We start from the raw sequence: 950 nt of genomic DNA on the forward strand, positions 1-950 counted from the left end.
GGCGGATTCCTATATTTAACTCATAGAGTTGAGGAAACCGCCATGTCTGTTCTGAGCAAACCCTACATGCACGATGAAGCCGAGGCGTTTAAACACGTCGAAAGCATCATCTGGCCCGATGGCCCGGTTTGCCCGCACTGTGGCGTGATTGACCGCGCCTATCGCCTTGAAGGTGTCCGCACCAAGCCGAGCAAGAAGCACCCCGAGGGCAAGGTTCGCCATGGCCTGTGGAAGTGCCGCGAGTGCCGTAAGCAGTTCACGGTTCGTAAGGGCACCATCTTCGAGGAAAGCCACATTGAGATGCACAAGTGGCTGCAAGCCATCCATCTCATGGTGTCCAGCAAGAAGGGCATCAGCAGCCACCAGCTTCACCGCGTTCTGGAAATAACCCACAAGAGCGCGTGGTTCATGACGCACCGTATCCGAGAAGCCATGCGTTCCGATGGCAACGTTGATTTCGGCTCTGGCGGCGGCACCGTTGAGGTTGATGAATCCTTCATCGGTAACGACCGCACGGTTAAGCCCAAGGGCGAGAAGAAGGGCCGTGGCTACGCTCACAAGCACAAGGTTCTGACGCTGGTGGACCGCAACACTGGTCGCGCCAAGTCCATGATTGTGGACGACCTCAAGCAGTCCACCCTTCTGCCGATCCTGCGCGAGAACATCGCCAAGGAAGCCGTGATCTATACCGACGAAGCGGGCCAGTATCGCCACCTCGCACGTGATTTCGCGGGCCATGATTTCGTGCGTCACGGCCAAGGTGAATACGGGCGCGGCACCGTCCACACCAACACGATTGAGGGCTATTTCAGCATTTTCAAGCGCGGCATGAAGGGCGTCTACCAGCACTGCGCGAAGAAGCACCTGCACCGCTACGCGGCTGAGTTCGAGTTCCGATACAACAACCGCTCTGCGAACGGTGTTGAGGATGCGGAGCGGGGCGAGATCGC

At 58.0% G+C, this 950-nt stretch carries 1 protein-coding gene; it reads left to right on the top strand.

The features are described from left to right. Positions 1-42: 42 nt before the first annotated feature. A partial coding sequence (locus ABD923_RS19085; protein ID WP_259555338.1) for an IS1595 family transposase occupies positions 43-950 on the top strand: 908 nt, incomplete at its 3' end.

The organism is [Roseibacterium] beibuensis (assembly GCF_039542305.1).
Lineage (GTDB): Bacteria > Pseudomonadota > Alphaproteobacteria > Rhodobacterales > Rhodobacteraceae > Roseibacterium > Roseibacterium beibuensis.